This window comes from Xanthovirga aplysinae (genome assembly GCF_009711365.1).
In the GTDB taxonomy this organism is placed as follows: Bacteria; Bacteroidota; Bacteroidia; order Cytophagales; family Cyclobacteriaceae; genus Xanthovirga; species Xanthovirga aplysinae.
Map to the genome: position 1 here is coordinate 1 of NZ_SMMB01000322.1, position 1,123 is coordinate 1,123.

At 31.3% G+C, this 1,123-nt stretch carries 1 protein-coding gene and 1 pseudogene; both read right to left on the reverse strand.

Going from position 1 to position 1,123, the window contains the following annotated elements; all coding sequences use genetic code 11:
* Nucleotides 1-251 (reverse strand): annotated as a pseudogene (locus E1171_RS00955) (hypothetical protein); the annotation flags it as partial.
* A 99-nt stretch (nt 252-350) separates the two neighbouring features.
* Nucleotides 351-1,123: class D beta-lactamase (gene blaOXA, locus E1171_RS00960; protein WP_155203196.1), on the reverse strand; the 773-nt coding region annotated here is incomplete at its 5' end.

The window sequence follows — 1,123 nt, forward strand, 5'->3', positions numbered from 1 at the left end:
AAATAATCAATAAAAGATTTTACTTTCCCATTGATAGTAAGAGGAAAATTTGTATTCAAACTGGAAAAGCGTTCCTTTATCACCTCATAAGGAGCATCTGGGATATAATCAAAATCAGAAACAGGATTGTAATGATCAGTACCTAATGAATCATCAACTGACCCTGAAATAAAGAAAGGAGAAGAAAAAAGTTGAGTCACATGAATTAAGGACAACAATAAAATTACTAGTTCTTTTTTTCCACACCTCATTTGCATTTGTTCTGATTTGTTTATTAATGATTAAAAAAATTATTTTATTATTATAAGTAATTCTTATTAATTTACAAACATCAATCGGTTCCGACTTTTTTAATTAATATTAATTATGTTCAATTTATTAAGCGCCTGTAAAGTAATTTGTTTTCGAGCCTTTGCCACTTTATTTGGGTTAACGCCTTGTTTCGGCTCAAAATTAATAGCAAAAAAATAAACTTCTCCCCCTGTTTCAACATAACCCACATACCACAAATTATTAATGCCATTATAAATGGACCAACCAGTTTTTGCGCTCAAAGTGTATAATTCATTCTTTTCCACCACTATCATCCTTTTCACGATCTTTTCCGTTCGACTGGAAACAGGAAGATTTGAAAAGTAAAACCGTTTTAAAAAGTCAATTTCCTGTCTTTGACTTATTTTTGATTCCCCTTCTAACCAAAAATTATCAATGGTAGCAGAATCCACCTTAATATTACCATAAATAAAATCTGACAGATACTTTTCCATTCGTTCCGGGGCAATTTTAATGGCAATTTCCTTATAACACGGAACACATGAAAAATGAAATGCATCTCTTAATCTCAAATCCTGCTCCCAAACCTTATACTCTCTTTTTTTACCCTTCCATTTTAAAAAGGTACTATCGTCCTCTACAATTCCAGTTTCTAATGCAATAATGGAATTGGGAATTTTAAAAGTGGAAGCTGGTAATTTTCCCCTATTGGCCCAGTCAAAATTATTTGAATAATAAATATTCTGTTGTGGGTCATAAACAAGAATAGCGCCATTTACCTTTAGGGAATCGGTCAAATCTTGAAATTCCTGATTTAAGATATCCTTTTCATTTTCATTAAAGACTTCTT